The 25,829-nt window shown below is 63.0% G+C and carries 24 protein-coding genes; 17 read left to right on the forward strand and 7 right to left on the reverse strand.

Features of this window, described 5'->3' with window-relative positions; all coding sequences use genetic code 11:
* The first annotated feature begins 24 nt into the window (after positions 1-24).
* The 3 genes from AC1RTQ_RS13295 to AC1RTQ_RS13305 all read left to right on the forward strand — a co-directional run bounded on the left by AC1RTQ_RS13295 (position 25) and on the right by AC1RTQ_RS13305 (position 2,764).
* Positions 25-480: a hypothetical protein gene (locus tag AC1RTQ_RS13295; RefSeq protein WP_492876373.1), complete on the forward strand. Its 456-nt coding sequence runs from the start codon at positions 25-27 to the stop codon at positions 478-480.
* Positions 477-2,276 (forward strand): hypothetical protein, encoded by a 1,800-nt coding sequence (locus AC1RTQ_RS13300; protein WP_492876374.1) that lies wholly within the window; start codon positions 477-479, stop codon positions 2,274-2,276. The genes AC1RTQ_RS13295 and AC1RTQ_RS13300 overlap by 4 nt, the downstream gene beginning before the upstream one ends.
* 122 nt (positions 2,277-2,398) lie before the next feature.
* Entirely contained in the window at positions 2,399-2,764 is a 366-nt protein-coding gene (locus tag AC1RTQ_RS13305; RefSeq protein WP_492876375.1) for a SpoIIAA family protein, read from the forward strand.
* Positions 2,765-2,828: 64 nt separating this feature from the next.
* On the opposite strand, the gene fusA is transcribed toward AC1RTQ_RS13305, so the two are convergent.
* A complete protein-coding gene (gene fusA, locus AC1RTQ_RS13310; RefSeq protein ID WP_409812924.1) occupies positions 2,829-4,961 on the reverse strand; it encodes an elongation factor G in 2,133 nt (710 codons plus the stop codon).
* 225 nt (positions 4,962-5,186) lie between these two features.
* Between fusA and AC1RTQ_RS13315 the strand changes: the two genes are divergently transcribed.
* On the forward strand, positions 5,187-5,432 hold the full coding sequence (locus AC1RTQ_RS13315) for a hypothetical protein (RefSeq protein ID WP_492876376.1): 246 nt from the start codon (positions 5,187-5,189) through the stop codon (positions 5,430-5,432).
* A gap of 27 nt (positions 5,433-5,459) precedes the next feature.
* Here AC1RTQ_RS13315 and AC1RTQ_RS13320 read toward each other — a convergent pair whose 3' ends face one another.
* Positions 5,460-5,852: a hypothetical protein gene (locus AC1RTQ_RS13320; RefSeq protein WP_492876377.1), complete on the reverse strand. Its 393-nt coding sequence runs from the start codon at positions 5,850-5,852 to the stop codon at positions 5,460-5,462.
* A gap of 194 nt (positions 5,853-6,046) precedes the next feature.
* On the opposite strand from AC1RTQ_RS13320, the gene AC1RTQ_RS13325 reads away from it, so the two are divergent.
* Positions 6,047-8,617, forward strand: a complete 2,571-nt coding sequence (locus AC1RTQ_RS13325) for a penicillin acylase family protein (protein ID WP_492876378.1) — start codon at positions 6,047-6,049, stop codon at positions 8,615-8,617.
* Positions 8,618-8,749: 132 nt separating this feature from the next.
* Here the strand turns inward: AC1RTQ_RS13325 and AC1RTQ_RS13330 are convergent, their stop codons facing one another.
* Positions 8,750-9,730: an alpha/beta fold hydrolase gene (locus AC1RTQ_RS13330; RefSeq protein ID WP_492876379.1), complete on the reverse strand. Its 981-nt coding sequence runs from the start codon at positions 9,728-9,730 to the stop codon at positions 8,750-8,752.
* Between the two features lie 166 nt (positions 9,731-9,896).
* On the opposite strand from AC1RTQ_RS13330, the gene AC1RTQ_RS13335 reads away from it, so the two are divergent.
* The 7 genes from AC1RTQ_RS13335 (at position 9,897) to AC1RTQ_RS13365 (ending at position 17,739) form a co-directional block, all read left to right on the forward strand.
* Positions 9,897-10,958: an aldo/keto reductase gene (locus tag AC1RTQ_RS13335; protein WP_492876651.1), complete on the forward strand. Its 1,062-nt coding sequence runs from the start codon at positions 9,897-9,899 to the stop codon at positions 10,956-10,958.
* 69 nt (positions 10,959-11,027) lie between these two features.
* Positions 11,028-11,528: a Cys-tRNA(Pro) deacylase gene (gene ybaK / locus AC1RTQ_RS13340; RefSeq protein WP_492876381.1), complete on the forward strand. Its 501-nt coding sequence runs from the start codon at positions 11,028-11,030 to the stop codon at positions 11,526-11,528.
* A gap of 195 nt (positions 11,529-11,723) precedes the next feature.
* A complete protein-coding gene (gene plsY / locus AC1RTQ_RS13345; protein WP_304351009.1) occupies positions 11,724-12,401 on the forward strand; it encodes a glycerol-3-phosphate 1-O-acyltransferase PlsY in 678 nt (225 codons plus the stop codon).
* Between the two features lie 84 nt (positions 12,402-12,485).
* Positions 12,486-14,012: a DUF4178 domain-containing protein gene (locus AC1RTQ_RS13350; RefSeq protein ID WP_492876383.1), complete on the forward strand. Its 1,527-nt coding sequence runs from the start codon at positions 12,486-12,488 to the stop codon at positions 14,010-14,012.
* A 29-nt stretch (positions 14,013-14,041) separates the two neighbouring features.
* Entirely contained in the window at positions 14,042-14,257 is a 216-nt protein-coding gene (locus tag AC1RTQ_RS13355) for a DUF350 domain-containing protein (RefSeq protein ID WP_003056416.1), read from the forward strand.
* 150 nt (positions 14,258-14,407) lie between these two features.
* Positions 14,408-15,958: a polyamine aminopropyltransferase gene (locus tag AC1RTQ_RS13360; protein ID WP_302091282.1), complete on the forward strand. Its 1,551-nt coding sequence runs from the start codon at positions 14,408-14,410 to the stop codon at positions 15,956-15,958.
* Positions 15,958-17,739: an NAD(P)-binding protein gene (locus AC1RTQ_RS13365; RefSeq protein WP_492876386.1), complete on the forward strand. Its 1,782-nt coding sequence runs from the start codon at positions 15,958-15,960 to the stop codon at positions 17,737-17,739. Before AC1RTQ_RS13360 ends, AC1RTQ_RS13365 begins: the two co-directional genes overlap by 1 nt.
* 25 nt (positions 17,740-17,764) lie before the next feature.
* Here AC1RTQ_RS13365 and AC1RTQ_RS13370 read toward each other — a convergent pair whose 3' ends face one another.
* From AC1RTQ_RS13370 to AC1RTQ_RS13380, 3 genes are all read right to left on the reverse strand, one after another.
* Positions 17,765-18,757, reverse strand: a complete 993-nt coding sequence (locus AC1RTQ_RS13370) for an HD-GYP domain-containing protein (RefSeq protein WP_492876388.1) — start codon at positions 18,755-18,757, stop codon at positions 17,765-17,767.
* Positions 18,758-18,772: 15 nt separating this feature from the next.
* Entirely contained in the window at positions 18,773-19,402 is a 630-nt protein-coding gene (locus AC1RTQ_RS13375; protein WP_302091279.1) for a retropepsin-like aspartic protease family protein, read from the reverse strand.
* Positions 19,403-19,537: 135 nt separating this feature from the next.
* Positions 19,538-20,023: a YajQ family cyclic di-GMP-binding protein gene (locus AC1RTQ_RS13380; RefSeq protein ID WP_302091278.1), complete on the reverse strand. Its 486-nt coding sequence runs from the start codon at positions 20,021-20,023 to the stop codon at positions 19,538-19,540.
* A 103-nt stretch (positions 20,024-20,126) separates the two neighbouring features.
* Between AC1RTQ_RS13380 and murB the strand changes: the two genes are divergently transcribed.
* Positions 20,127-21,224, forward strand: a complete 1,098-nt coding sequence (gene murB, locus AC1RTQ_RS13385; protein WP_304351003.1) for a UDP-N-acetylmuramate dehydrogenase — start codon at positions 20,127-20,129, stop codon at positions 21,222-21,224.
* A gap of 61 nt (positions 21,225-21,285) precedes the next feature.
* Here murB and AC1RTQ_RS13390 read toward each other — a convergent pair whose 3' ends face one another.
* The gene (locus tag AC1RTQ_RS13390; protein WP_492876391.1) at positions 21,286-21,777 is read right to left on the reverse strand and encodes a hypothetical protein; all 492 of its coding nucleotides are present in this window, start codon (positions 21,775-21,777) and stop codon (positions 21,286-21,288) included.
* Between the two features lie 261 nt (positions 21,778-22,038).
* Between AC1RTQ_RS13390 and phaR the strand changes: the two genes are divergently transcribed.
* The 4 genes from phaR (at position 22,039) to AC1RTQ_RS13410 (ending at position 25,630) form a co-directional block, all read left to right on the forward strand.
* On the forward strand, positions 22,039-22,584 hold the full coding sequence (gene phaR, locus AC1RTQ_RS13395) for a polyhydroxyalkanoate synthesis repressor PhaR (RefSeq protein WP_302091275.1): 546 nt from the start codon (positions 22,039-22,041) through the stop codon (positions 22,582-22,584).
* Positions 22,585-22,799: 215 nt separating this feature from the next.
* The gene (locus AC1RTQ_RS13400; RefSeq protein ID WP_492876393.1) at positions 22,800-24,182 is read left to right on the forward strand and encodes a DUF1329 domain-containing protein; all 1,383 of its coding nucleotides are present in this window, start codon (positions 22,800-22,802) and stop codon (positions 24,180-24,182) included.
* A gap of 143 nt (positions 24,183-24,325) precedes the next feature.
* On the forward strand, positions 24,326-25,090 hold the full coding sequence (locus AC1RTQ_RS13405; protein ID WP_492876395.1) for an SDR family oxidoreductase: 765 nt from the start codon (positions 24,326-24,328) through the stop codon (positions 25,088-25,090).
* Between the two features lie 147 nt (positions 25,091-25,237).
* Complete coding sequence (locus AC1RTQ_RS13410; protein WP_492876397.1) at positions 25,238-25,630, forward strand: VOC family protein; 393 nt, start codon at positions 25,238-25,240, stop codon at positions 25,628-25,630.
* The last annotated feature ends 199 nt before the right edge of the window (positions 25,631-25,829 follow it).

Genomic DNA, 25,829 nt, shown 5'->3' on the forward strand with positions numbered 1-25,829 from the left:
TTGGAAATCGGGAAGGACGCATGCATGGGCAAGGCTGCACTGCAGTGGACCGAGGAAATGCTGGCCCGCCTGGGCCAGGAGAAAGACGCAGTGCTGGCCGAGCGCTGGGGCACATCGGCCAAGACGGTCAACCTCAAGCGCAATGCGCTGGGCATTCCGGCCTTCGGGCATTTCCAGTGGACGCAGCCAGCGCTGGCTCTGCTGGGGCGGGAGGCTGATGCCGAAGTGGCCAAGCAGCTGGGCATCAGCAAGGCCAGCGTGGTGGCCAAGCGCACCGAGCTGGGCATTGCCTCGTTGACGGGTGCTGCTGCCCGCAGTGCTTTTGACTGGTGCGACGAGGCTGTGGCTTTGCTGGGCACCGCATCCGATGCCAAGATTGCCGATCAACTGGGCCTGAGCCGCCTGACGGTCTACAACGCTCGCATCGCCAGGGGGATTGCTGCAGCGGGCCGGGGAGCGGACAAGAGCTGCGAGCCATGAACCTCGCTGGCGCGCCAGTGACCGAGCCGGGGCTGACCCGGCCACAGACCCTGCTGCGCGCGGTATTGCTGGGCTGGCTGTGGCTGGCGGCCCTGGCCGGCTTTTCCCATTGGCTGACGCGCTTGCCGCCCTGGGGCTGGCTGCTCGCAGTCTTGCTGCTGGCGCTGCTGCCAGCCTGGGGGCATTGGCTGCTCCTGATGCTGCGCAAAAAGCTGCTGCGCATGCAGTTTGCGCCACAAGGGCATATAGGCCGCTGGCTGTCCGGGGGCTGGTGGCCGGCCTGCAAGGCATTGGCGCTGGCCTTGCTGCTGTGCACCAGCGCACTCTGGCAGGCATGGTTTCTTGCGCCCTGGGAGTGGACCCTGCTGGCGCTGGCTCCCTTGCTTTATGCCTTGCTGGCCCATGGCATGCAGGCGAGCCTGAGGCGAGAGTTTTCATCCACGGCCTTTGCCTGGGCCTTCACTCAGCGCGCTGCTACTTGGCTGCTGCTGGTACTTTTGGGCGGTGGCTGGCTCTATGGCATGGCCAGTCAGCAGGATATGGGGCGGGCGCTGGCGGCCGGCATGGAGCCCGAAGCGCTGAGTCTTGCTCTGGCGCAGATTCATGCCGCGCCCTCGGGGCTGGTGCGCTGGGGGCTGGATGCCCTGCTGGCCGTGCAGCTGGCCAGTGGCGCCATGGCCGATCTGCCCCAAATGCCCGTGCTGCGCCTGTTGCTGCTGGCTTTGTTTGGCCCGGTAGGCGTGCTGCTGTGCCTGGGGCGCGCCATGCAAGGGGCATCGACTTCCTCGGCTCTCCTGCTGCAGGCCAGGCCTTTGGCGGCAGTGCGCAATGCCGGGCCTTCGCCGGCAGCGCCTTTGCTGGCCCTGGTTGCCGTGCTGGTGCTGGGTATTCTGGTGCAGACCACGGCCGCCCTTGACGGTCTGGCCCGTGCGCAGGAGAGCCCGCTGGCGCTCAAGCGCCTGCCCGAGTGCGAGCGCATCGGGCAGCAGCTCTACAGTCTCGGCACGCTGGACGCCACACGCCAGCAGGTTCTGCAGCTGCTGGGCCGGGCCCAGGCCGGGCAGGCCTTGTGCCAGAGCATCCCGCAGATGAACCGGCAGCTGGATGCGGCCGTCGAGCGTTATCTGGACTGGTATTTCAGCCTGGGCGCGGAGTGGGGGCGCATCCTCAGTCTGCTCACGGGCGATGTGAGCCAGTTTCTGCAGAACAAGCTCAGCGAAACCCTGGGCGACACGCCAGGACTGGAGGGCTGGGTGCAGGCTTTACAAAGGCAGGCACTGACCAGCGGTGCCGCTCTGGCCGAGGGCCAGCAGCGCATCGAGGAAACCCTGGCGCGCCATCATCTGGCCTTGAGTTCCGAGCAATGTCTGGTGCGTGCCGAGGTTGCCAGTCTGCCTGCGCTGGAGCTGCTGGGCGATGCACGCCAGCGTCTGACGGCCAGCGCCCTGGCGGGCGCGGGGGGCGGTGCTTTTGCCGCAGCCGTTGCAGGCAAGGCCATGGCCAAGGTCTCGATGAAGGCCGCCAGCAAGGTGCTGGCCAAGGCCGCTGCCAAGCAGGGGCTGGGCAAGGCCGGGGCAGCGGCAGCCGGTGCGGCCCTGGGCTCCGTGGTTCCCGGTGTCGGCACCGCCGTGGGGGCGGTGGCGGGAGCGGTCGCCGGTGTAGTGCTGGGCGTGGGCATCGACTGGGCGGCACTTTATGCCGAAGAACTGCTGACACGCGATGCCATGCGCGCCGATCTGCGTGCCGCGCTGGACGAGCAGTTGCAGGGCCTGAGTCGGGCCATGGGCTGTCCCTAGCTGACTCCGCAGTCGGCCCGGCGCTGCGCCAGTAGCCACGAAAACCTGTGCTGCTGGTGCTGTCTAGGGCTGCATTCCTGCGAGTGCAGGCGTACAGTGAAGTTTCGCTGCAGGAGTTGCATATGCTCAATTACTCCCTCATGAAACCCGAAGGCATCTTGCTGCTGGAGCCCAATGGGCCCCTGACCGAGCAGGATTTCGACGGCGTCAGTCAGGACGTGGACGATTTCCTGGCCGAGCATCCCAAACTGCATGGGGTGATGATTCAGTCCAAGGACTTTCCCGGCTGGGAAAACTGGGCCGGCTTCAGCGCCCATATGGGCTTTGTCAGAGACCATCGCCATCAGGTGGAGCAGATCGCTCTGGTGACCGACAGTCATCTGGCGGGCATGGCCGAGTTCGTCGGCAGGCATTTCACGCATGCCCAGGTCAGGCATTTCCCCTTTACCGACGAGGCCATGGCCATGCAGTGGCTGCATGCGGCCTGAGCCGCCTGTCTGAACCAGTGCTGCAACTGTGCCGGCGAGCCGTGGCACAGTTGCCCGGATCAGCCTAGCCCTGTTTCCGGTGGCCGGTCGCTGCGCCAGAAGCATGCGCACTGGCGGCTGCCTGCTGCGGGGCCTGTGCGTAGCGCTTGAACTCCATGGTGTAGGTGGCGCGCCCCTGAGTCATGGAGCGCAGGTGCGTGGCATAGCCGAACATTTCCGATAACGGCACCTCGGCCCTGATGGTCTTGCCGTCGCCCGCCATATCGTCCATGCCCTGCACGGCACCACGGCGCGAGGACAGATTGCCCATCACGGCGCCTGCGTATTCCTCGGGTGTTTCCACCTCGACGGCCATGATGGGCTCCAGAATCACCGGGTCGGCTCTCTTGCAGGCCTCCTTGAAGCCCAGGATGGCGGCCATGCGGAAGGCCTGCTCCGATGAGTCCACCTCGTGGTAGGAGCCGAAGGTCAGCCGCACTCGCACATCGACCACCGGGTGGCCGGCCAGAACGCCCGAGTTCATGGCTTCGCGCAGGCCTTTTTCCACGGCGGGGATGAATTCGCGTGGAATCACTCCGCCCTTGATGTCGTCGACGAATTCAAAGCCCTTGCCCGATTCCAGCGGCTCCACGGTCAGCACCACATGGCCGTACTGGCCCTTGCCGCCGGACTGGCGCACGAACTTGCCGTCCACATCGCTGACTTTCTTGCGAATGGTTTCGCGGTAGGCCACCTGAGGCTTACCCACATTGGCGGCCACATTGAATTCGCGTCTCATGCGGTCGACGATGATTTCCAGGTGCAACTCGCCCATGCCGGCAATGATGGTCTGGCCCGACTCCTCGTCGCTGCTGACTCTGAAGGATGGGTCTTCGGCCGCGAGGCGCGCCAGTGCCTGGCCCATTTTTTCCTGGTCGGCCTTGCTCTTGGGCTCCACGGCCTGGGCGATCACGGGTTCGGGAAAGGAGATCTTCTCCAGCACGATGGGCGCTTGCGGATCACACAGCGTCTCGCCCGTGCTCACGTCCTTGAGACCCACGCAGGCCGCAATGTCGCCTGCGCGGATTTCGTCGATCTCCTGGCGTGCGTTGGCATGCATCTGCACGATGCGGCCTATGCGCTCCTTTTTACCCCGGGTCGGGTTGTAGACCAGATCGCCCTTGGTCAGCACGCCCGAGTAAACACGCACAAAGGTCAACTGGCCCACGAAGGGGTCGGTCATGAGCTTGAAGGCCAGGGCGGCGAATTTCTCGTCATCGCTGGCATGGCGTATCAGCGTGGTGCTGGCGCTGTCGTCTTCGCTATGGCCTTCGATAGCCGGAACATCGAGCGGCGAAGGCATGAGCTCGACAATCGCGTCGAGTAGACGCTGCACGCCTCGGTTCTTGAAGGCCGAGCCGCAGAGCATGGGCTGAATTTCGGTGGCAATGGTGCGCAGCCTCAGGCCGGTGATGATGTCCTCGGCGCCGAGGTCGCCGCTGTCCAGGTACTTCTCTGTCAGTGCTTCACTGGCCTCGGCAGCGGCCTCCACCATCTTCTGGCGCCATTCCTGTGCGCTGGCCAAAAGCGCTGCCGGGATCTCCCGGTACTCGAATTTCACGCCCTGCGACTCGTCGTCCCAGAAGATGGCTTTCATCTTGATGAGGTCGACGAGGCCGTGAAAATCAGCCTCGGCTCCGATGGGGATGACGATGGGAACCGGGTGGGCCTTGAGGCGGTCCACCATCATCTGGCGCACACGAAAGAAGTCGGCGCCCACACGGTCCATCTTGTTGACGAAGGCCAGGCGCGGCACCTTGTACTTGTTGGCCTGGCGCCAGACGGTCTCCGACTGAGGCTGCACGCCGCCCACGGAGTCGTAGACCATGACAGCGCCGTCGAGCACGCGCATGGAGCGCTCGACCTCGATGGTGAAATCCACGTGGCCGGGGGTGTCGATGATGTTGATGCGATGGGCCGGGAAGTTGTGCTCCATGCCCGACCAGAAGGCCGTGGTGGCCGCCGAGGTGATGGTGATGCCGCGTTCCTGCTCCTGCTCCATCCAGTCCATGGTGGCCGCGCCGTCATGGACTTCGCCGAGCTTGTGGTTGACCCCGGTATAGAACAGTATGCGCTCGGTGGTGGTGGTCTTGCCGGCATCGATATGCGCGGAGATGCCGATATTGCGATAGTGCTCTATGGGCGTGTGGCGAGCCATGATGACCTCCCTGAAACACAGTTCTGAAACTGAAGCGCCGGCACCATGGTTGCGGAGCCGGCAAGCAGAGGAAACGCACAGGAAATACTAGAGAGATGGCTACAAACTCACTGCCAGAGTGGGTATGCCCCGCGGCATAAAACATCAAAAGCCGGCTGTGGCCCAGGGCCTGTAGCCTGGCAGGCATCCGGCTTTACCTTCATTCAGGAACGAGGACTTGCGAACATGACAGAGCAGAGCATTCAGACAGCCGCCCACAAGATGGTCTACATCCTGGTGGTGGAGCAAAGCTTGCGTGCCGGCGAGGGCATGAACGAGCAAGCGCTTGGCGCCGATCTTCAAAAGCATGGCATCGGCGAAGGCGAGCGTCAGTCCGCGCTGGACTGGGCCGTCTCCAGGGGCTGGCTGCAAAAAGCAGGCGACGAGGTGCGCTTGACCGAAGCCGGCTTCGATATGAATTTCACACAGTAGCGTCAGGGCAGCGGCCGCTGCCCGCGCCTATTCCAGATAAACGCCTTTTTCCTTTTTGCGCGCCCGCATGCCGGTGCGCAGGAACAGCTCGCTGCCGCCTTGCACGGCCAGGGGCTGACTGGGCTTGCCGGCTGATTTGGCCAGATGGGCATCGGCGCGCGCATTCCAGTGCTCCAGCAGATCCTGCAGGGCATGGCGCTCTGCTTCGGTCAACTGCGGATGCTGCTCCAGGAACTCCCGCAGATACTGGCGTGCATCCAGCTCCAGCTGCTCGCGCGTGGTCGCCAGCGAGATATAGCTGATGTCATCGTCGCGCCCGCTGGTATGCGTGCCCAGCAGATAGCAGCCGATATAGTCGCCCCGGGGCTGACCCACGGCCGGGTCCTGGCTGAGTTTCTTGAACAGACTGAAGGGCCACATGCGTTGAATTCCTTGGGACTGACGCAAACAGGGAGGCACGACGGGCCTTTCCATCGACAAAGCACCATGCCTGATCCGAGTCTGCGTAAGTCGTTTACCTAACACCGGGCCGTGGCCCAAACGGGTATTGTCGCCCATGGCTGGACGCGATCAGCATGTGGATGTTGCGCACCGGACGCATGACAAGAGGCGATATGGGAGACATCACTTCAGCGGCAGAGCCCTCTGCCCATCCCTGGCTCAGGCGCACACTGCATCTGGCGGCCGCGGCCTGCGGACTGGTCTTGCTGGCAGGGGCCGCGTTGGCGGTCTATGGCGTTCGAGCCCAGCCGCGCATGGACGGCAAGCTGCTCCTCGCCGGGCTTGAGCGCAGCGTGTGGGTCAGGCGCGACGACTCCGATGTCACGCATATCAGCGCCGACTCGCCGCAGGATGTCTGGCGGGCCCTGGGCTTTGTCCATGCGCAGGAGCGCGGCTGGCAGCTGGAGTTCAACCGCCGTCTCATGCAAGGGCGCTTGTCGGAGGTTCTGGGGCCGGCCACGCTGGAGCTGGACAAGCTGATGCGTGCTCTCGATATTCATGGCGCGGCGCGTCGCCAGTACGCGGCGCTGCCTCCCGCCGTGCAGGAAGCCCTGCAGGCCTACAGCCAGGGTATAGCCGCCTTTTATGCCAGGCCCTCGCAGGCGGCAGCGCCGGAGTTCCTGCTGCTGGGCACCAGGGCCGGAGCAGGAGGGCCATCGACCTGGGAGCCTGAAGACACCGTGGGCTGGGCGCTGATGATGGCGCTGGACCTGGGCGGCAACTGGGGCAACGAGTTCGCGCGGCTGAATCTGCTGCAGGTCCTGAGCACCGAGCAGCTGTGGCAACTGATTCCGGCCTATCCGGGCGAGCCGCCCGCGACGGCGGTGGATCTTGCCAGCCTGTACCGCCAGCTCGGAGTCTACCGGGAGGCGGATGCCCTGCCCAAGGTCTCGGCACCGGCCGGGCAGATGCAATCAGCCTTGCAGCAATGGGCGGCCTCCATGGTGCGGGACATGGGCAGCAACGACGGACTGGGCAGCAACAACTGGGTGGTGGCCGGCAGCAAGACCCAAAGCGGCAAGCCCTTGCTGGCCAACGATCCGCATCTGGGCCTGAGCGCTCCGGCCATCTGGTATTTCGCGCGCCTTCAGTCGCCTCAGGGTCGGGCCAGCGACGGCAGCGTCCTGAGCGCGCTGGACGTGACAGGGGCCACCTTGCCCGGCATGCCCTTTGTGGTGCTGGGCCGCACGGCGCAGGTGGCCTGGGGCTTCACCAACACCAACCCCGATGTGCAGGACCTGTATCTGGAGCAGATCAACCCGGCCGATGCCAGCCAGTACCGCACGCCCACGGGCTGGGAAAATTTCACCGTGCGCGAGGAAGTCTTCAAGGTCAAGGGCCAGGGCGATGTCAGGGTGACGCTGCGCAGCACGCGCCACGGCCCCGTGATCAGCGATGCGCAGCAGCAATACGGCAAGGTCATCAACACCGAGCGCTATGCACTGGCGCTGCGCTGGGCGGCTCTGGACACGGACAACCGCACGGTGGAGGCCGGCCTCCGGGCCAACGGTGCCCGGACCGTGTCCGAATTGTTCGAGGCGTTTTCCATCTACCACTCGCCCATGCAAAGCATTGTGGCGGCCGATGTGCAGGGACATATCGGCTTCAAGGCCGCAGGCCGGGTGCCGGTGCGTGCGCCGGGCAATGACTTGCGCGGCGTGGCGCCGGCGCCTGGCTGGGATGCGCGCTATGACTGGCAGGGCTGGCTGAGCTACGAGCAGACGCCGCAGGACGATGGCGGCACGCACGGCTTTGTGGCCACGGCCAACCAGCGCGTGACGGAGGCTGGCTATGCACATTTTCTGACCCAGGACTGGAGCCTGCCCTATCGCCACCAGCGTATAGAGCAACTGTTGGCGGCCGGCAGCCAGCATGATGTGGCCAGCATGGCGGCGATCCAGAACGATGTGCAGTCCCTGGCCACCCGGGCCTTGCTGCCCGTGCTGCGCAAGGCCCAATCGGGCCATGCCCTGGCAGCGCAGGCGCAGCAACTGCTGGCGGGCTTTGAGGGGCAGATGGAGCGGGACAGGCCCGAGCCGCTGATCTTCTCGGTCTGGGTCGACGAGCTGACGCGCGCCCTGGTGATTGCGCGCATCGGCGAGCAGCGCTTTGCCATGAGCTACGGCAAGCGGGACTTCCGTGCCGGGCTGGAGGGAATGCTGGCGCGCAATGACGCCTGGTGGTGCGCGCCGCTGAACTGCGAGCAACAGGCAGGACAGGCGCTGACCCGCACGCTTGACAAGCTGCGGGCCGTCTACGGCAATGACCCGCGCCAATGGCGCTGGGGCGCGGCCCATCCGGCGCTCAGCGCGCACAAGCCGCTGGGCTCGGTGGCGGCGCTGGCCGGCGTGTTCAATGTGAGCGTGGCCTCGGGCGGTGACACCTATAGCGTCAACGTCGGGCAGTACAACGCCAATCCGCCGCCCGCCGATGCCAAAGGCCCGCTGGGCGGGCGCTTTGTCAGCCGCCACGCGCCTTCGCTGCGCGCCATCTACGACCTGGGCGATCCGGAGTCCTCGCAGTTCATCTACCAGACCGGGCAGAGCGGGCTGGCGCTGTCGGGCCGCTATGCGGACATGAGCCGGGAATGGGCCGACGGCCGCTATCGCAAGCTGCAGATGCAGCCCAGGCGCTGGCGCCATGTGCTGGAGCTGCAGGCCGGTCAGGGCGTGGGTAGCTATTAATAAGTGAGCTTATATCGACTGTAGTACATTAATTTCAGATATAAAAGATACTGAAAATCAATGTTTTCATGCGATATAAGCTACTTTAAAGATAGCGGTTGTGGTTGAAGTCGCAGTCGCAGTTGCAGCCGTTCAGCGCAAGAAATCCTCGATCAGGCCGGCCACGGCCTCCGGCTGGTCGTGGTGCAGCATATGGCCTGCGTCCTGCACGCGGGCTGTCTCGCATTGCGGGATATGACGTATGCGCTCGTGGTATTGCTCCAGCGTATAGCGGCCCTGATGCCACTGGCCCAGGCTGTCGTCCGAGGCTTCGACCGACAAGGTGGGTGCGGCGATGGCGGCAAGGCAGGCCAGAGCCTCGTCCACGCGATACAGATAGGGGTTGGAGAGCTTGTGCGCGGCGTCGCCCAGAATATGCCAGCGGCCCTGGGCATCGGGGGCCGACCAATGGTGAGCCAGCCACAGCGCCTTGTCGCGGGGCAGGCGGCGATTGGTTTTTTGCAGGCGATTGGCAACGGCCTCCACGCTGTCATAGGGTGCGAGTCCCAGGCCGCCCGCGCGCTGCTCGCGCAGCTGATCCATCCACTGGGCCAGACGCCCGGGGGCCTGCTCGGGCGTTGTGGGCGCCATGCCGAAGCCCTCCAGATTGACAAAGCGGCGAATGCGCTCGGGCCGCGCGCCCGCATACATGCAGGAGATATTGCCGCCCATGCTGTGGCCGACCAGATCGATGGGCTGATCGGGCGAGATCTGCTCCAGCAGCATGTCCAGGTCGGCCAGATAGTCGGTGAAGTAGTAGCTGTCGCAGGGCTCGGTGCTGCGGCTCAGGCCGAAGCCGCGCCAGTCGTGGGCAACGATGCGGCGGCCCTGCACAAAAGCGTCGCTGAAGGCGTCGACCACAAACTGGTAGGAGGCGGCCACATCCATCCAGCCATGGGCCAGCACCAGCACGGGCAACTCGGGATCGATTCCGGACGCTGGCTCGGGCTCCCAGCTGCGCAGGTGGGAGTGCATATTGCGCACGGGCAGCATCTGCGAGCGCCACTGGCGGCGCGGCTGATAGGGCGTGATATCGGTGAGCTGGCCGGTCTGCGTGGGGTGGTGCGTTGTCATATTGTCTCCGTTGTTTTGATTATTGCTGCGCTTGCAGCATGGCCCGTCGTGCACGGGACAGCTGTGTCAAAAAACAAGGAGTCTGCCCTGATCTTGCCCTGATCTTGTACTGTCAGGCTCTAAACTTGAAAGCATGACTTCTGCTGCATCCACTTCCCGTCTTTCCATGAATCCCGTCGCTCTGGGGCAGAGCGATCTGCGCGTCAGCCCCATCTGTCTTGGCACCATGACATTCGGCGAGCAGGTCGACGAAGCTGAAGCCTGGCGCATCATGGATCGCGCCGTGGAGCGCGGCGTGGATTTCTTCGATACGGCCGAAATGTATTCCGTGCCGGCCCGTGAGGCCACCTTTGGTGCGACGGAATCCATCATCGGCCGCTGGCTCAAGGCCCGCCCCGGCATGCGCGATCAGATCACGCTGGCCAGCAAGGTGGCCGGCCCCTCGCGCGGCATGCCCTGGGTTCGTGAAGGCTCGGGCCTGTCGGCGGATGACATTGTTCGCTCCTGCGACGCCAGTCTTGAGCGCCTGCAGACCGAGGTGATCGACCTCTACCAGATCCACTGGCCCGAGCGCCATGTGCCGGCCTTCGGCACCATGTACTACGACCCGCAGAAGGAAAGCTCGCTCACGCCCATCCACGAGCAGCTGCAGGCGCTGGCCGGTCTGGTCAAGCAGGGCAAGATCCGCCATATCGGCCTGTCCAATGAGACGCCTTATGGCGTGCACGAGTTTGTGCGCCTGGCCGAGCAGCACGGACTGCCGCGTGTGGCCGCGATCCAGAACCCTTACTGCCTGGTCAACCGCAGCTATGAAAACGGGCTGGACGAAACCTGCCACCGCCTCGAAGTGTCGCTGCTGGCCTATTCGCCGCTGGCGTTCGGCCTGCTGACGGGCAAGTTCGATCAGTTTGCACCGACCGAGGAGGGCGCTCCCAAGCAGGCACGCATTGCCAGGTATGAATCAGTGCAGAGGCAGCGCTGGGGCCGCCCCGATGCGCTGGCTGCCGCGCGCCGCTACAACGCGCTGGCCCAGCAGCATGGCCTCACGCCGGTGCAGCTGGCGCTGGCGTTCTGTTATACCAAGTGGCAGGTGGCGAGCACCATCATCGGTGTGACCTCGGTGGCCCAGCTTGACGAGGATCTTGACGCCTGGGGCACGCAGTTGCCTGCCGAGCTGCTGGCCGCAATCGACGCCATCCGCTGGGAGATGCGCGACCCCGCAGTCTGATCGCTTTATTGAGGGAGAATGGCTGCTCTCCCATGTAGTTCATGGGTTAGCAGCTATCAAAATTGAATCATGGCCAAAAAAGACAAAAACACCCATGTCAGCGAGACGCCGGCCACGCAGATGCTCAGGGCCCACAAGGTAGAGTTCACCGAGCACCCTTATGACTATGTCGAGCATGGCGGCACCGAGGAGTCGGCGCGTCAGCTGGGGCTGGACGAGCATGCGGTCGTCAAGACCCTGGTGATGCAGGATCAGGATGCCAGGCCGCTGATTGTGCTCATGCATGGCGATTGCAAGGTATCGACCAAGAACCTGGCGCGCCAGATCGGGGCCAAGAGCGTGGAGCCCTGCAAGCCCGAAGTGGCCAACCGCCACAGCGGCTATCTGGTGGGCGGCACCTCGCCGTTTGGCACCAGGCGCGAAATGCCGGTCTATATCGAGGAAACCATACTCGCGCTGCCACGCATCGCCATCAACGGCGGACGGCGCGGCTATCTGGTGCAACTGGCCCCTGAGATCTGCACCCGTTTGCTCGATGCCCGACCGGTGCACTGCGCGCTGGCAGAATAGGGGCTGGCCAGCCGGGGGCAGACGCCGGCCGGCAAAAACGCAAACAACAAGGACTTACGCAAACCAGGATGCACGAGGGGCATGACGGTCGACAAACCGCCATGCCTGATCCGGATTGCGCAAGTCGTGACAACAATCGGTGCCGTCGACTTTGGTTGGCGAGCCTAAGGGCCAGTCTCTGGCCGAGGAATTCCTTTGAACGCCCTCTATCCCGTTATCGCCGTCATCGCGGCCTATCTGATTGGTTCGCTGTCCTTTGCCGTCATCGTCAGCCGCGTCATGGGCCTGAACGACCCGCGCACCTATGGCAGCGGCAACCCCGGTGCCACCAATGTGCTGCGCTCGGGCAGCAAGGCGGCTGCGGCTGTCACGCTGGTGCTGGATGCGCTCAAGGGCCTGGTGCCCGTGGTGCTGGTCAAGGCCTTCGGCGAGCCGTTCGGTCTGGGCGACAGCACGGTGGCACTGGCCGGTCTGGCCGCCTTCCTGGGTCATCTGTACCCGGTGTTCTTTGGCTTCAAGGGCGGCAAGGGCGTGGCCACGGCGCTGGGCGTGCTGCTGGGCATCAGCGGCTGGCTGGGTCTGGCGACGGCGCTGACCTGGGTCATCGTGGCCGTGTTCTTCCGCTATTCCTCCCTGGCCGCGCTGGTGGCCTCGGTGTTCGCGCCCGTGTACTACGTGCTGTGCAGCGGCATCGTCTGGGATGCGGAAACGCCCATCACTGCCGCGATTGTCGTGATGGCGATCCTGCTGGTCTGGCGTCATCGCGAAAACATCCAGCGCCTGATTGCGGGCAAGGAATCCAGGCTGGGACAGAAAAAGACCGACGGCTCCAAACCTGCAGAGGGCGCGGCCCGCAAGAGCAAGCATCGCTAGGACGCTCCCGCAGATAGTCCATGAGGGTCGCCAGACCCTATATATACAAGCGCAAGCAGCTCTTAATTTAAATAGCAAAAAGATATGGCTTCCAGCCCATCGCAGCGCGACTACAGCGCTCCCTGTCCTGGTTGTGGCGCGCCGGTCCACTTCGCCAGTGCGCAATCGAGCTTTGCCGTCTGCGAGTTTTGCCGCAGCACCGTGCTGCGCGATGGCGAGACGCTCAAGCGCATTGGCTCCATGGCCGAGGTGTTCGAGGACTACAGCCCGCTGCAACTGGGCGCCTCGGGCATGGTCAAGCGCAACGGCAAGCCCGAGCCCTTCACCGTCGTGGGCCGCGCGCAGTACAAAAGTGCTGCAGGCAGCTGGTCGGAATGGGTGGCTGCCCTCAGCAACGGCGAGCTGGCCTGGCTCAGCGAGGACAACGGCAGCTTTGTCTTTGCCGTGAACTGGCAGCCGCCGGGCTGGAACGTGAAAGAGTTCCAGCAGCGCGAATGGCGCATGGGCCGCGAGCTCAAGGCCGGCACTGAATCCTTCACCGTCACCAGCATTCAGGATGCGCAGCTGATGGCGGCCCAGGGCGAGCTGCCCCAGCTGCCCCAACTGGGCAAGAGTTTCAAGCTGGTCGAGCTGCGCAGCGACAAGAACCAGATTCTCTCCATCGACTTCAGCGACAAGACACCGGCCTTCAGCCTGGGGGCTGCCGTGGCGCTGGAGGCTTTGCAGATGCAGGGACTGCGCAGCAGCGCCCAGCAAAAAGCCCAGGGCCGCCACTTCAACTGTCCCAAGTGCGGCGCCGTGGTGCCCGTGCGCTTTGACACCACCAAGGCCCTGAGCTGCCCCAGCTGCGGCAGCCTGATCGACATGTCCAAGGGCATGGGGGCGGAGCTGAGCTATGCCGAGCAGCGCCGAAAGGTCAAGCCTCTGATCGCGCTGGGCAGCGAAGGCACGCTCGATGGCCTGAAATGGCAGCTCGTGGGCTTTCAACGGCGCAGCGGGCGTGGTCTGGGCGAAGATGAGGACGACAGCTTCACCTGGGACGAGTACCTGCTCTACAACAAGAAGGCTGGCTTTTCGTTCATCGTCGATTCGGAAGACGGCTGGAGCACGGCGCGCGTCATCACCGGCGCACCCAAGCTCAGCAAGAACGGCGCCACTGCCACCTATCTGCAGCGCAAATATCAGCGCGACTACGCCTATCTGGCCGAGACGGAATATGCAGAGGGCGAGTTCTACTGGCCCGTCTTCAAGGGCGCCAAGTCCAGCAATGTGGACTATGCCAATGCAGGCAAGCAGTCCACGCTGGCGCTGGAGACCGCCAACCAGGAAACGACCTGGACCCATGGCCAGCGCGTTTCGGCGGAGACGGTGGCCCAGGCGTTCGGCACGGCCAAGCTCAAGGATCGCTCCCAGGTCAGTCCTTTGTCGGGCAGCGGCTTCAGCTGGGGCACGATTCTGTTCTGGTTGTTCCTGCTGCTGTTCATCCTGCCGTTCCTGCGTGCCTGCATGTCCAGTCCCAACTGCGATCCGCGCACCGACCCCAATTGCAGCTACAGCCGCTCCAGCAGCGGCTCCTATGGCGGCTATACCTCCGGCGGAAGCCACAAATAACACCCCTATCTCATTCGAGGAGAGAGATCATGTTTGACTGGTTCAACCCCCAGAACTTCTTCGGCTCCATCATCTACGCCCTGGTGGGCGTGGTGGTGTTCTGGCTGTGCTTCATCATCATCGACAAGATCACGCCCGTGGACATGTGGGCCGAGATCGTGGAGAAGCACAACAAGGCGCTGGCCATGGTGGTGGCGGCCATGTGCCTGGGCATCAGCATCATCGTCGCTGCGGCGATACATTGAGGCTCCCCCTGAGGCGCTGCGCGCCTTCCCCCTCTCTCTACGCGCTGGGCGCTAGGGGAGGGGAACGACAGCTTCGCCGCGGGGCGGCCCTTGCTCGCTGTCCCTGGCAGGCAGAGGACGGCGCGCCTGTTTTACGGTTAAAGGAATTAGATGACTTCGATGGTGGCCGAGGAGCATAGCGCTGGCCAGGGGCCTCGGCCCATTGATGTGGCGCTGCTGGCCAGTGTCTTCGTGATCGCGGCCTGCGGCCTGCTCTACGAGCTGGCGGCAGGCGCGCTGGCGTCCTATCTGCTCGGCGATTCGGTGCTGCAGTTCTCCACCATCATCGGCACTTATTTGTTTGCCATGGGTATAGGCTCGTGGCTGTCGCGCTATTTCGATGATCAGCTGCCCGCGCATTTTCTGCGTGTGGAGCTGATGGTGGCGCTGGTCGGCGGTGCCTTGCCGGCCGTGCTGTTTCTGGCCAATGCCTATGCGCCGGGCGCGTTCCGCTTTCTGCTCTATGGCATGGTGATGGTGGTGGGCACGCTGGTGGGGCTGGAGATCCCGCTGGTGATGCGCATCTTGAAGCGCAATGCATCGCTCAAGGATCTGGTCTCCAAGGTGCTGACCTTCGACTATCTGGGGGCCCTGGCTGTGTCGCTGGCGTTTCCCATCGTGCTGGTGCCCAAGCTGGGCCTGGTGCGCACAGGTCTGCTGTTCGGCTTCATGAATGCGGCCATCGCCGTCTGGGCCCTGGTGCTGTTCAAGCACGAGCTGCGCAATCTGCGTGCCCATGCCTGGGCCTGCGCGCTGGTGCTGCTGGCCCTGGGCGGCGGCATCGCGGGCGCGGATCAGCTGACCCGGCTGGCCGACGATCATTTCTACCAGGACCGCATCGTGCTGAGCAGCAGCTCGCCCTATCAGCGCATTGTGGTGACGCAGGGACGCCAGGGCGCGCGGCTGTATCTGAACGGCAATCTGCAGTTTGCCCAGAGCGACGAGTACCGCTATCACGAAGCGCTGGTCCACCCCGCCATGGCCGCACATGGCGCGCCGAGGAAGGTTGCGGTGCTGGGGGGCGGCGACGGCATGGCCGTGCGCGAGGTGCTCAAGTACCCGGGCGTGGAGTCCGTGGTGCTGGTGGAGCTGGACCCGGCCATGACTGATCTGTTCAAGAGCAATGCCATGATGACGGCGCTCAATGGCAATGCGCTCAACGACGCCCGCGTGAGCATCGTCAATACCGATGCGTTTCACTGGCTGCAGCAAAGTGCGGAGACTTTCGATGTGATCGTGGTGGACTTTCCCGATCCCACCAATTTCGCCATCGGCAAGTTGTTCACCAACAGTTTTTATTCGCTGCTGGACAAGCGTCTGGCAGCCAGTGGCTATGCCGTGATTCAGACCACCTCGCCGCTGATTGCGCGCCAGAGCTTCTGGACCGTGGTGCAGACCGTGGAGTCCGTGGGCCTGACGGCCAGGCCCTATCACGTGCATGTGCCCAGTTTTGGCGAATGGGGCTTTGTGCTGGCCAGCCACCGTCCCTGGCGCGAGCCCGAGGCGTTGCCCGCTGGCATGCGTTTTCTGACTCTGCCCACGCTGCGCCTGATGTTTGACTTCCCTCTCGATATGGCGCGCGTGCCGACCGAGGTGAATCGCCTGTCCAATCAGGTGCTGGTCAACACCTATGAACGCGAGTGGGGCAAGGTGGAGCATTGATGCCGGACGATTTGCATCGGCGTGACTGGCTCAAGCGGGCGACTGCCGGTGCCTTGGGCGTCTCTGGCGTCTCAGGCGCTTTGGGTGCTTTGGGGGCTTTGGGTGCGGCCGGCCTGGCCGGCTGCAGGCAGGAGTCGCCCAGGCTGGACGATCTGCCCGGCGGCTTCAGCGGCGTGTCGCTGGAGCGCGGGCATGGCCTGCGCCCTTTCTGGCAGCGCCTGGCGCAGGGTCTGGAGCTGCCCGCACCGGCGCTGGTGCACCGGGCGCCGGTCGTGATTGTGGGCGGGGGCATGGCCGGGCTGGCAGCGGCGCGCGCGCTGGAGCTGGCCGGCATTCAGGGCGCAGCCCTGCTCGATACCCAGGCCGCCATGGGCGGCAACAGCCAGGGCGGGCAAGTCAAGGGCATAGCCTGCCCGCTGGGCGCGCACTATCTGCCCGTGCCCGGCGACGATGCCCATGAGGTGCAGGACTGGCTGGAGGAGCTGGGCGTGCGCCAGCGCTTGGCGGGCCGCTGGCGCTACGACGAGCGCTATCTCTGCCACAGTCCGCAGGAGCGCTTGTACTGGCAGGGCGGCTGGCATGAGGGGCTGCTGCCCGTGCAGGGCGTGAGCCAGCGCACGCTGGAGCAATATGCGCTGTTTGAAAAGCAGGTCGAGGCAGCGGCTCGGGCGGCGGCCTTTGCCATGCCATCGATCCGTGTCTGGCAGCGCGAAGCGGGCTTGCCGGCTTCCCATGCCGTGCTCGATGCACAGCGTTTCGACCAATGGCTGGCGGCGCAGGGCCTCGATGACGAGCGCCTGCTCTGGTATCTGGACTACAGCTGCCGGGATGATTTCGGTGCCGGTCTGAGCCGCGTCTCGGCCTGGGCGGGGATTCACTATTTCGCCAGCCGCCATGGTTTCCACGCGCCGCGTCCGCAGTCCGAGCACGAGAGCGAAGCGGACGGCGAGCAGGTGCTGACCTGGCCCCAGGGCAATGGCTGGCTGGCGCAGCAACTGGTGGCGGGACTGAAAGCCACGCAGCTGCAGACCGATTGCAGCGTGCTCGCCGTCACCGAGGACGCGGGCAGCGTGCAGATCGAGGTTTATCACCATGGCCGCCAGCAGCATGAACGCTGGCTGGCGCGCCATTGCGTGGTGGCGCTGCCCAGCTTTGTGGCCGCAAGAGTGCTGCGCAATGCGCCCGATTTTCTGCGTGCCGTGGCGGCTCGCCTGGACTGGGCCCCCTGGCTGGTGGCGAACATCCATATCGACCGACCGCTGGCCGACTACCCAGGCGCCGAGCCCGCCTGGGACAATGTGCTGTATCGCGATGGCAATGCGGGTGGGCTGGGCTATGTGGATGCGGGCAATCAGCGGCTGGACCGCATCCGCAGCCAGCCCACGGTGCTGAGCTACTACCAGGCGCTGGGTGACTGGCCCGATGGGCGCAGGCAATTGATGCAGCAGCCGTTTGCCTTCTGGCGCGAGCGCATCGTGAACACGCTGAGCGAGCCGCATCCAGACTTGCTGCGGCATGCCACACGCATGGAAATCACCCGCTATGGCCATGCGATGGCGATTCCGCGCCCTGGTGATCAGCAGATATTGAGCGAAATAGCCGTCAAGTTCAGTTCCAGCAAGCGCAATCTGCGATTGAATGGGGAGCGAGTGCAGGGTCTGCCCACGCCTGCGACGGCGCGGCTGAGCTTTGCACATTCGGATTGGGCCGGCTATTCGGTGCTGGAGGAGGCGTTCACGCGTGGCCACCATGCAGGGTTGAGGGCGGCGCAGGGCGCTTAGAACGTCAACCAGCTCTTGGAAAGAATCAGCGTCTGCTGCCTGGCAGTTTCACCATGCGGTACAGCTCGGCGTTGCCGCGTGCACTGTGAATGCCCAACTGTGCCATGGAGCGCAGGTCCAGATCCAGCGTCAGCGACGAACGTGCCAGCGCGGAGGTGATGGCCGGCCTGCGCCCGTCCAGATGCCAGATGGGCGGGTACATGCTGTGGCCGTCGCGGTCGATCACGCTGGCAATCTCGGGCTCCTCCAGACTTTTTCCGCGGCGCAGCACCACTGCTACCTCGCCGTTGTCCAGCTGTACATAGGTGCCGGGCGGGTACAGGCCCACGACATCGATCAAGGCCTGCTTGACCTCATCAGCGTATTGACCGCCCTGCTGCAGCACTTGCAAAGACTCGGTGGCCGAGCGGCCGCTACGGGTCTTGCGCGGGCTTATCAGGGCCGCATAACGGTCTACCGTGCCCAGAATGCGTACCAGACGCTCCAGCGGCTGCAACTGTGCCAGCGGCGCGGGCTGCAGCACCACATGGTGGTACTGCACGCTGTCCAGCCAGAGCGGATCACGCACCATCAGCCTCTCCAGCATCAGGCGGCCCTCTGTGGGGTGCTGCTTGACGGCTTCGGCCTGCTGGCTGCTCAGCGCAGTGCGTTGCTCGGCCAGCTGGTTTTGCAGCACGGTCATGCCGATGTTCATGGTCAGCGCGGCCCGGATCAGCGTGTCGCGCTCGGATTGAGGCAGCTCAAGCTCCTTGGCAAGGATATGGCACAGGCCCGCGCAGACCACGGCGTGAGACGGGCTGTAGCCCACGGTTGTCGAGCTGGCACGCTGAAACATCAGATACAGCGCGGCATCGCTGTCCTGCGTGATGAGGTCTTGCAGCCATAGATCAAGCTGGCGCAGCTTGATGGCAAAGCCAGGGATGCGCAGCGGCTCGGTCAGCAAAACCGCGAGTGCGGCCTCCAGATCCGACCAGAGGCCCAGCAGGTCTTCATAGGGGTCGTCGTAGCGTGCGTGCATGTGCGAGAGGCGGGTTCAGTTCTTTTCCAGAACCATCTCATTGCCCTTGCGGGTCATCTGAAACTGGGTCAGCACATTGTTGCCCAGCAGCACATAGGGCATGGACTGGGGGGCGACGACGGCCTCTATGCCGTAGACCTCCATTTCGCCCAGTTTGACGCTGTCGAGCTTGATGCGCCAGCCCTGGGCAGTGCCGTTGGCCGTGCGCATCAGGACGGGAACACCCTGCTCGTAGGGCAGGCCCATGCGATCGGCATCGGCTCGGCCTATGGCAATGGTGCTGGCGCCGGTGTCCACCATGTACTGCATGGTTTTGCCATTGATATAGCCACGATCGACGAAATGGCCGCGCGAGTCGGCGATCAGGACCAGCCGGCCCGAGCGCGCGGCACCACCGATGCCGCCCCGGCTGCCTACGCTGACCGGAGCTGCTCCCAGGTGCACAGTCTGGCGCTGGCCCTTGATATCCACCACGGCGGAGTCGCCGCTGACTTGCAGCAGGCGCACGTTCTTGTGGCTTTCGTTGACGGCCAGCGCCTTGGGGGCGCTGCCATCAATGACCAGCAAGGCCTTGCTGCCCAGCACGCCGGTCAGGGCCACGGACTGTCCAAAGGCGCCGCTGCAGGCCACAGCGACTGAAAGCATGAGCCCCATGCGACGCAGGCCAGAGGCGCCGGGCAAGAGCCTGCACTGGCCGCGTCGCCCTGCGGCAACGGCCTCGTCTCCATCCCGCAAGGCGAGAGAAGGGGAAGCAGCGGAGCTGCGCAGGGGGGGCTTCATTCAATCGCGGAAGTTGTTGAACGACAGAGGGTGGTCGGCCAGATCCTTGCGGATCAATGCCATGGCCGCCTGCAGATCGTCACGCTTGGCTCCGGTGATGCGGACCTTTTCTTCCTGAATGGCGGCCTGCACCTTGAGTTTGCTTTCCTTCATCAGCTTCTGGATCTTCTTGGCCAGCTCGGACTCGATGCCGTTCTTGACCTTGATGAGCTGCTTGACCTTGTCTCCGCCAATCTTCTGTGCCTTCTGGATGTCCAGGAAGCGCACGTCCACATTGCGCTTGGTCAGCTTGTTGCGCAGCAGGTCTTCGACTTGCTGCAGCTGGAACTCGGCATCGCCGTACATGGTGATTTCCTTGTCCTTGAGTTCAACGGCGGCCGATGTGCCCTTGAAGTCGAAACGGGTGCCAATTTCCTTGGTGGCGTTGTCAACGGCGTTCTTCACTTCGACGAAATCGGCTTCGCAAACAGTGTCAAAAGAAGGCATGTGTAATTCCTATCAGTATCAGAGCGGTAAACAGCCACAGTGCGCCGGGCCGTGATGTGCTGCTTGCCAGCAGCAGAGCAGGCGCAGTGCGACAATTGGATGGATGTTAGTCGAGAAAAATGTTCCCCTGCAGCATTGCAACACCTTTGGCATTGCCGCGCGCGCCGAAACGTTGGTGCGCATTCGTAGCCAGGACGATATCCGCCAGTTTCTCGCCGACCCGCTATGGGGACGGCAGCCTGTGTTCGTCCTTGGCGGTGGCAGCAATGTGGTGCTCACGGGCGATGTGGCCCCCGTGGTGCTCAAGATGGAAATCATGGGCATGCGGCTGCTGCGCGAAACCGACAAGCACTGGATTGTCGAGGTCGGGGCGGGCGAGCGCTGGCATGACATGGTGGCATGGACGCTGGCCCAGGGCTATACAGGCCTTGAAAACATGGCCTTGATTCCAGGCACGGTCGGCGCGGCACCGGTGCAGAACATAGGCGCGTACGGGCTGGAGCTGCAGGATCGCTTCGACTCTCTGGACGCGATCGATCTGGTCACCGGCGAGCAGTTCAGCCTCAATGCTGCGCAATGCGCCTTCGGTTACCGTGACTCGGTGTTCAAGCATGCACCTGCTCAGCCCAAGTACTGGCCCGTGACGGGCTCGACGGCTGTCCCTCGCGGCCTGGGCCTCAAGGGGCGGGCAGTGATCACCCGGGTGCGTCTGGCGCTGCCCAAGAGCTGGCAGCCGGATCTGGGCTATCTCGATCTGCAGCGCAAGCAGGCGGAGAAAGGCATAGAGCAGCCGAGCGCGCAGCAGATCTTTGAATGGGTCTGCGAGATCCGCCGTGCCAAGCTGCCGGACCCCGAAGTCATTGGCAATGCGGGCAGCTTTTTCAAGAACCCCACGGTGACGACCGAGCAATGCGCGGACATCATCGCGCGCGAGCCCAAGATTGTTCACTACCCCATGGATGACGGCTCCATCAAGCTGGCGGCCGGCTGGCTGATCGATGCCTGCGGCTGGAAAGGCAAGACCATGGGCCGGGCGGGCGTCTACGACAAGCAGGCGCTGGTACTGGTCAATCGAGGAGATCGCCACAGCATCGACGCCAGCGTGACCGGCGGCGAGGTGATGACGCTTGCCGGGGCCATCCAGACCAGCGTCTACGAGCGCTTCGGGATTCGTCTGGAGCCCGAGCCGGTGGTGATCTGAGTTTGCGAGAGCCCATAAAAAATGGAGCCGGGAGGCTCCATTTTTTGATGGTGAAAAGCGCTTATTTCCAGAATGCCGGGCGCAGCAAAATGCCAGAAATACGGTAAGGAGCCTTGGGCTCGACCGCCAGTTCCATGGGCACAAAGCCCTTGGTGCAGCTCAGCAGCACGCTGGTGGCCAGAGGTGTGGAGCTCTCCATGCGGCCAACCGCCTGGCAGCTGCCGACGCCGGTGCGCACGGAGTCCAGGGCTTTCTGCACGGTGTCGATGGGGGAGTTCTTGAGGAACTCCTCGTTGAAGTTGTTGGCAGCCAGCTTGGACTTGCCGTCCATGGCGGCGACAACTGCCTGCAGGCGCTTGCGCAATGCGGCGTCTGCTGCAGCGGCGTCCACGTTGGCAGGGGCTGCCTGCGCTGCGGGTGCTGCCTGCGGCGCAGCGGCCTTGGCGGCATCGGTCGCAGCTGCATCGGGCTGAGCCTGCGCCGCAGTCATGAAGCCGGCAGCAGCCAGCAGGGCGGTCAGACAAACAGCATTGCGTGTTTTGGTGGTAATCATCCGTTGAGCCTTTCGTCAAACAACGACAGGCACTGTAAACCTTCTGCAAGCTTGATTTCGATACACGGCAAACTGTTTTTTGTGAATAAATGGCAAAGACCTGATGCTGGCTGTGACGGTGGTGCGACTTTGTTGCAGCACGGATAAGCTGGGCTGTCAGGGTTACTGCTTGCCGATGAGGCTTGTGCACTGCCTAAAATCTGTTGCACTGCAATAGCTCAATTGACGACGGGGCCGACCCCAGAACATAAAGGATTTGCGATGCAAGAAAACAAAGAGGGCAAAGAGGGTGATGTCCAGGTGGGGAACCAGAGAATCATCAAGAAGTATCCCAATCGTCGCCTCTACGACACCAATACCTCTTCATACATCACGCTGGCCGAAGTCAAGCAACTGGTCATGGATAGCGAGCCGGTGGTCATCAGGGATGCCAAGACCAATGAAGACCTGACGCGCTCCATCCTGCTGCAGATCATTCTGGAGGAAGAAGCCGGTGGTGCCCCCATGTTCTCCGAGGCGATGCTGGCCAACATCATTCGCTTCTATGGGCATGCCATGCAGGGCTTCATGGGCAGCTACATCGAAAAGAATGTGCAGATGTTCACAGACTTCCAGAGCAAGCTGGCGGGCCAGCCCCAGGGTATGAACCCCGAGGCCTGGAAGCAGTTCATGAGCATGCAGCCTCAAGCCATGCAGGGTTTGATGGGCAGCTATATGGAGCAGTCCCAGAGCATGTTTACCCAGATGCAGGAGCAGATGCAAAAGCAGACAGAACAGATGCTGGGTGTGTTCGGTATCAAGCGCTGAACGAAATCTGCTTTTCCCGAGCGGGCCAATGGCCCGCTTTTTTTTGTCTGTTGCTGGCGTTTGCCTGTGCTAGTCCTAATTGACGATGCTTGCGACTGTCAATGCTCGAACAATGATTACGTTGCTTCGCAATTGCGAGTCGACAAGGAAGAAGAACGATAAGAGAAATTCAATGACAGGTAGATGCATGGCGGATGCATCCAAGGAGACTAGGCATGAAGTTAGGAGAGGGACCCCGTTTGCTGGTGGTCTTGGCTGCAGGTGTATTGGTTGTGGGGGCGGCCTGGGCCAAGGCGACGCCCGATGAACTGGCCAGGCTGGGCAAGTCGTTGACCTGCACGGGGGGAGAAAAAGCGGGCACAGCCAGTGGAGTGCCCGAGTTCACAGGGAAATGGCTGGGTACGCCGCCCGGCATTCAATACAACCCGCACGCTGGCCAGCACCCGGTGGACCCCTATGCCAGTGAAAAGCCGTTGCTCACCATCACGGCTGAGAATCTGGCGCAGTATGGCGAGCGCCTGAGCGAGGGTCAGAAGGCCATGTTTGCCAAATACCCCAAGACCTACCGTATCCCGGTCTATCAGGGCCACCGTGACTTCCGCTTCCCGGATGCCGTCTGCGCGGCGGCCAGAAAGAACGCCCAGGATGCCGTAATGAACGCAGACGGTCAGGGCACAACGGGTGCGGTCAAGGGTGCGCTGCCTTTCCCGTTCCCCAGAAACGGACTTGAGCTGGCCTTCAACAATCTGCTGCCCTCGCGTGCTTTCACCGAACACACGCTGCGTGACAACGCCAATGTGTTGGGCGATGGCAGCATCGTCTGGGGTCGTGCCGACAATCGCGCCTTCAGTCAGATCAACGACCCGGCCAATGCAGGTCAGCCACTGAGCAGTCCCATGTCCCAGGGCATGAACGCGGTCAAGTTGCCCGAACGCGAGAAAGGCAGCGTCAGTGTGGTGTCCGAGCCGGTTGAGTTTGGCAAGGAAAAGCGCCTGGGCTGGAGCTATGACCCCGGCACCCGTCGTGTGCGCCAGATTCCCGAGTACGGTTTCGACCAGCCTCTGTCGGGTACCGGTGGCAAGCTGACGATTGACTCCGATCGCCTGTTCAATGGCTCGCCCGAGCGCTACAACTGGAAGTCGCTGGGCAAGAGGGAAATCTATGTGCCGGCCAATGCCTTCAGGATTCACGGCAGCAACGTGAAGTATGCCGACCTGCTCAAACCCGGTCATGAAAACCCCGACTACATGCGCTATGAGCTGCGCCGTGTCTGGGTGCTGGAGGCTTCGCTCAAGGACGGCTATCGCCACATGTTCGGCAGGCGCGTGCTGTTCCTCGATGAAGATACCGGCCAGGCGCTGATGAGCGATTACTACGATGCCCGCGGCCAGCTGTGGCTTCAGTCGGTGGTCAATCATTACTACGCCTTCGACGCCAGGATCTGGCATGCGGGCACCAGCTTCTATCACGATCTGAACTCTGGCGGCTATGTGGCCTACAACCTGTTCCAAGAACGCCCTCAGGGCCCTGTCTTGAACAAGGGCGATATGACTGCGGCCATGTTTACGCCCGAAGCGGCGCGTAATGCAGGCAACTAAAAGATGAATCCGGCAAACAGCCTGTGGCGTAACTTGTGCCGCTGTGGGCTTTTGCCATTCAAGCCAGGAGGCGCTTGCGCGTCCTTTTTTATGTGGCAGCAGCAATGCCCTTCCCAGGGCTTTGAAAAAAAGAGGAGACGTAGATGACAAATCGTTTGCAGGGCAAGGTGGCGTTGGTCACTGGTGGCGCCAGCGGTGTGGGTCTGGAGGTAGTGAAGCTGCTTCTTGGTGAAGGCGCCAAGGTCGCATTCAGCGATATCAATGAAGCGGCGGGGCAGCAGCTGGCGGCTGAATTGGGCGAACGCTCCATGTTTTTCCGCCATGACGTGAGCAGCGAGGCGGACTGGACGCATGTGATGGCGGCGGTGCAGCAGCGTCTGGGCACGCTCAATGTGCTTGTCAACAATGCCGGCATCCTGCTGCCTGGTGATATGGAGACGGGGCGTCTGGAGGATTTCAGCCGCCTGCTCAAGGTCAACACCGAGTCAGTCTTCATTGGTTGCCAGCAGGGCATTACGGCGATGAAGGAGGCGGGAGGCTCGATCATCAATATGGCCTCGGTATCGAGCTGGCTGCCCATAGAGCAATACGCCGGCTATAGCGCCAGCAAGGCCGCCGTGTCGGCACTGACCCGCGCCGCTGCACTGAACTGTCGCAAGCAAGGCTATGCGATTCGCGTCAATTCCATTCATCCCGATGGCATCTATACGCCCATGACGCAGGCTGCGCTGCCAAAGGGCGTGAGCAAGGAAATGATCTTGCATGACCCCAAGCTCAACCGTGCCGGGCGCGCCTATATGCCCGAGCGCATCGCCCAGCTGGTGATGTTCCTGGCCAGCGACGAGTCCAGTGTCATGAGTGGTAGTGAGCTGCATGCCGATAACTCGATTCTGGGCATGGGTCTGTAGATGACGGCTTGATGCCGACAAGCAGCCACCAAGGTCTTGAATCATTTCAAGGCCTTTGTGTTTTGCAGGCTAGGATGACGGCTGCTGAACGACAAACAGGCATGCGTTCAAGGTTCAAATTCGCTCAAGCTTTGAGAAAGTGTTTTCATGAAATTGGGTTACACAATCGTCTACGTCCCGAATGTCCCGGCATCTCTGGAGTTCTTTGGCCGGGCATTTGGGCTGCAGCGGCGTTTTCTGCATGAATCCGGAACCTACGGAGAGCTCGAGACAGGGCAGACCACGCTGGCATTTGCCGCCCATGAACTGGGCGCGCTGAATTTTCCTGGAGGCCATGTCGAAGCGCACAGCTCGGCCAAGCCATTGGGTTTCGAAATCGCGCTGGTCACGGAGGATGTCGAGCAGGCCCATCGAAACGCACTGGGCGCTGGCGCTGCCGAGATGGCTGCACCGACAGCCAAGCCCTGGGGGCAGATAGTGTCTTATCTGCGTTGCCCCGATGGCTGCGTGGTAGAGCTTTGTACGCCCATGGCTGGCTGAGCCGTAGAGATGCCTGGCCGCAGAGACGCAAGGTCCAGACCAGGTTTTCCGCACTGTTTGCCGTACCGCGAACATGCCGCGCACATTGCACGCTGGCAGAGCTTGATCGGGAATAGTTTGAACGGGATTAGTTTGAGCGGGCAGATCTCTTTGCTGCGTGGCCCGAGAGAGCCTCCAGCAGCAATGCTGTCCCGAGACA

Source organism: Comamonas sp. GW821-FHT11H03, assembly GCF_058807955.1.